We start from the raw sequence: 4,306 nt of genomic DNA, 5'->3' as shown, positions 1-4,306 counted from the left end.
TGCGTATTCCTTCATAAAGCCTGAACTTGTCAAGCATGAATATGCTTTTGTCCAGATCCACGAGTTCATCAGACAACTCGGGTATGATTTTCGTAAGCTCTATCAGAAAAGCCTGGGGAATTCCTTCAATGCTCTTCCTGCCTTTTTCTCTGAAAACACTCCGGACGACCTCTCTGAATGGATAGTAGGGTATGGACCTTGTCGTTGCTGAAAGATTGCTCTCCAGAAATGTGATATCCTCATCCTCTGACTCTTTCACGATTTCATGAACCAGTCGTGTTTTACCAATACCTATCTCCCCGCTAACGCAGACCGCTCTCATGCCTGTATCATCAGTATGGTTGATAACATCACTGATTTTGTCCATCTCCTCTTTCCGTCCAACTATTTCCCTTGTCGGAGTAGTTAGTCTCCTGTCTTCTTTCCTGAAAGCGCCAATCCGATCTCTGCCGTGTCTTTTCGCACTGTAGAGACGGCGATCAGAGGTATTGAAGATGGAGATCCAGTCTTGCCCATCGATTGGAAATGATGCTATGCCAATGCTGCAGGTCAACCTTATCTTTGAAAACTCCCTGGAATGGCACTGCTCCAGAATGCGGGATGATATTCTGGCAGCCTGCTTGTATCTGGTATCCGGCAGTATGCAAATGAACTCGTCCCCACCATATCGATAAACAGTGTCATTCTTCCTGAGAAGATCCCTGAGAAAAGCAGCGTATTCAATTAGAACGTCATCACCCACGGAGTGACCATATGTGTCATTAATGTTCTTGAAATGATCAAGGTCGATAAGGACCACTGAAAGAAAGCTTTTTTTCAGACCCGCTTCCCGTATGTACTCGAGAGCGGTCCTGTTCAGGTAACGACGGTTATAAAGACCGCTGAGATCATCGATATACTCTATACCAATGTTGTTCATCTTAGACCCCATGTCTAACCATTGCAGTTTTCATTTAACTATACTGCAAATCGATTCATCAGGAAAGTAATGCAATCATCAGTTGATATTGCTGTTCAATGATCAGGTTATTCACAAAGGATATACTTGAGATGTTCCTGTTTTATTCGATATGAACGCTGAATCCATGGATGGGGACATGCAGGCTCGGCTGCGTGTCCACTGAAAGAAAGAATGGTTCCCTGTGTGATTAACCCTGGGAAGACTAACTCTGTGAGGTGTCCCGATTATGCGGACTAGTTCAGAATAGTGTCTTGATGCTGCCCCAGGTTTCGGATTCAAGAGCGTTGAGAGGCTCTCCGTAGAAAACGAATAACATGTCCGCGGGAAATCCGAAATAGTTCCAGCCCTCGACCCAGACACCGCCGCCATCATCATACCAGCATGGATCACCAATGCAATTATCACTAACAAAAGTGAAGCAGCCATCTGGAACTTCAGCCTGCATTTCAAAGTAGTAATGAATACCTTCATAAAGCTCTGGATAAAGATCTGCGTCGATTATGCAGTGGGTCTCATATATGTCATACCCCCATATGGTATCACCTGTGAAAAAGTTAATACATGGAACGCTTTCAACCCATACATCTGTGTTGGTATTGGGATCAGAATCGTTTAGATCATCCTCGGAGATCACAAGGTTCATAGTTGAGGCTGGCCCACCTGTCCAGACCATCCAGGTATAGATATCTGTTAAATAGTAGTCGCCATCGAGCACGAAGTCATCACAGAGCCATTGATTGCTCCAACTATTGATACCGATACAGCTTACAAAGGAACCAACCTGCGAATAAACCAATTCACCAATGGCAACTGGATCAGTTCTCTGAGTATGATATGATCTCAGAATATAAGGCTCATCAGCATATAAAGAAGCTCCAATTATAAATAACAGAGATAAAGAAAATTTCATTAAGCACCTCCCTAAACACTACATCCGTTCTTTTTACCTCAATATACCTACTTTTATTTAATATACCTTCTGATACTCTCCCTGGTCAATCACAATGATTGCGAATCTGCTTATATGATAACTACTGGACCGGGAGTAATCCATTCGGTCGAAATTCATTCGTTCACTTCAACAGGAACGGGTTGTTCAGTCTCTGCTTCCCCGTCCGTAATCAATCCCTAATTTATCCATCCGATTCCTGAGCGTGCTTGGATTTATTCCCAGCAGTTCAGCAGCTCCGCCAGGGCCATGAATCTTGCCATTCACTTTGGACAATGCTTGCCTAATATGCCGGGAGATCACCTCATCAAGATTATCCGGCTCGATAGTCAGTTCTGGTGAATCTGAGGTTTTTTGCTGTTGCTGCAGATTCAGATGTTTGAAGGTTAGAGGACCGCCCGGGTTGAGTATCAAAGCACGCTCCACGACATTTTGCAGCTCACGAACGTTGCCCGGCCAGTGGTACTCCATGAGAGGGACAATAGCACCGGGGGAAAGCGCGGGAATGCCAGGCAATTTTAGTTCCTTGGCTTTCAGGATGATAAAATGCTGCATTAGTGCAGGAATATCGGATTTTCTTTCGCGGAGTGGTGGTATCCAGATGGGAAATACGTTTATCCGAAACCATAAATCCTCGCGGAATTGATTGGTTTTCACCATCTCTTCCAGATTGCGATTAGTGGCGGCAATGATTCTTATGTCCAGCGGAATGATTTTGGTGCCGCCAACCCGTTCAATTTCTTTGTCTTGCAGTACTCTCAATAACCGCACCTGCGCCAGGGGCGGCAGTTCTCCGATTTCATCGAGCAGAATCGTCCCTTTATCTGCGCGTTCGAAGCGTCCCCGTTTCTGCGACAGGGCACCGGTGAAAGCGCCTTTTTCATGTCCGAAGAGTTCGCTGTCGATCAGAGTTTCCGGAATAGCGCCGCAATTCACATTGATGAAGGGACCATCTCTGCGAGTAGATGAATAATGGATTGCGTTGGCGATCACATCCTTGCCAACTCCGGTCTCACCCAGGAGTAATACCGGGCTATCGAGTGCCGCCACCTGTCGAATTCTGTCCATGGCATCTTTCAAACCGAAGTTGGCCCCGACTATCTCATCTCCGGATAGACGTCGAAGCTCTCCATGAAGATATCGGTTATCGTCGGCAAGCAAATCCTTCAGTTTGAGGACCTCCCGGTGTTTCAGTGTGTTGGATAAAGCAATCACAAATGGTTCCTTCAGCAGGGACAACATTTTTGCATGCTTCTCAGTAAATTTCTCTTTGCCTTCTGAAACGAGTACCAGGCTTCCCAGGATCCGGCTTTTTGACTTTAGAAGCATGACCATGAGAGAGGAACACTGTACGCTGTGAAACTTGAGCATTTCCCGGCTTATCGCATATTTCTCGGAATCTTCAAAAATAGATATGTCAGACATAGATGGCAGGTTCTTCAGTCCGGCAGATGCTCTTGCTTCCTCAGATAAAGGAGTCAACAGGTCTAATTTGCGGTATTCCGATTGAGTGGCAGTGGCAATTGTTCGCATCGCACCAAAGCCCTGGTCAAAACACTGCAGAAACATCCTGTCAACAGGCATTGCCTGCCGAAGATACTGCAAGGTGGAAAACATTGCTTCTTCAATTGCCAGATTCCCACATATACGTAATGCTGACTGTCGGAAAAATTCGTTTTCATCCATTTTTATTGCTCTTTCTATTTCTAATTCCTGATGATATCACCGTATATGGTAAATGTAAGCATTTTCACCGTATTTGACAAGTAAAATTGTCACATTTGGCAATTCAGCAAAATCATAAATTGTAACTTATTGATATTAATGACTATATGATTTGGTACAATTCTTGCATAACTGAACAATACAATGTCAACCAAAAAGCAAAACGATAGAGAGGGTATTATGAAATGGTTAGAAATCATCGAGTTTCGATCAGTAGATAGCGATCGGGAGTTGATGAAATCGCAACTACAGGATCTGGTTAATGAAGTAAACAGGGAAACGAGACATCAGAAAATAAAGGTGTACAGCCATATAACAGTGGAAACTGATCTCAGAATTCATTTGATTCATGATTCAGAAAAGGTGAAGGCTAGCGGGAGTCGATTGGGTTTAGATTTGACTTCCGCGTTAAAAGAACATGGCCTGGTAAACCATAGTGCATGGATTGAGATGCAGAGTTGAATGTTGCGTTCTAATATTGTCAAAAAGGAGTCGAATGATGGAAGATAGCAAAGCGGTAGTAATTACAGGAACATCATCCGGAATTGGCAAAGCCTGCGCCCTTCATCTGGATAAATTAGGATTTAAAGTTTATGCCGGAGTACGTAAACAAGCGGATGGCGATAATTTGAAAGAAGAAGCATCTGACAGACTTAGTCCAATAATTCTTG

5 protein-coding genes are annotated in these 4,306 nt (G+C 44.1%); 2 read left to right on the top strand and 3 right to left on the bottom strand.

Going from position 1 to position 4,306, the window contains the following annotated elements; translation table 11 throughout:
* The 3 genes from K8R76_10550 to K8R76_10540 all read right to left on the bottom strand — a co-directional run.
* On the bottom strand, positions 1–919 hold a 919-nt coding region (locus tag K8R76_10550; protein MCD4848615.1), incomplete at its 3' end, for a diguanylate cyclase.
* 280 nt (positions 920–1,199) lie between these two features.
* Complete coding sequence (locus K8R76_10545) at positions 1,200–1,871, bottom strand: hypothetical protein (protein MCD4848614.1); 672 nt, start codon at positions 1,869–1,871, stop codon at positions 1,200–1,202.
* A gap of 186 nt (positions 1,872–2,057) precedes the next feature.
* Positions 2,058–3,596, bottom strand: a complete 1,539-nt coding sequence (locus tag K8R76_10540; GenBank protein MCD4848613.1) for a sigma 54-interacting transcriptional regulator — start codon at positions 3,594–3,596, stop codon at positions 2,058–2,060.
* Between the two features lie 219 nt (positions 3,597–3,815).
* Here K8R76_10540 and K8R76_10535 point away from each other — a divergent pair, with 219 nt between their 5' ends.
* A complete protein-coding gene (locus K8R76_10535) occupies positions 3,816–4,097 on the top strand; it encodes a hypothetical protein (GenBank protein MCD4848612.1) in 282 nt (93 codons plus the stop codon).
* Positions 4,098–4,131: 34 nt separating this feature from the next.
* The coding region (locus K8R76_10530) for an SDR family NAD(P)-dependent oxidoreductase (protein ID MCD4848611.1) at positions 4,132–4,306 on the top strand (175 nt) is incomplete at its 3' end.

The organism is Candidatus Aegiribacteria sp., from assembly GCA_021108435.1.
GTDB lineage: Bacteria > Fermentibacterota > Fermentibacteria > Fermentibacterales > JCC-6 > Aegiribacteria.
This window is presented reverse-complemented; position numbering and strand designations above follow the sequence as displayed.

Bases quoted from the DNA above. Each gene is read 5' to 3' on its own strand.
- K8R76_10545 (MCD4848614.1), bottom strand. From the start codon at position 1,871: ATGAAATTTTCTTTATCTCTGTTATTTATAATTGGAGCTTCTTTATAT.
- K8R76_10540 (MCD4848613.1), bottom strand. From the start codon at position 3,596: ATGGATGAAAACGAATTTTTCCGACAGTCAGCATTACGTATATGTGGG.
- K8R76_10535 (MCD4848612.1), top strand. From the start codon at position 3,816: ATGAAATGGTTAGAAATCATCGAGTTTCGATCAGTAGATAGCGATCGG.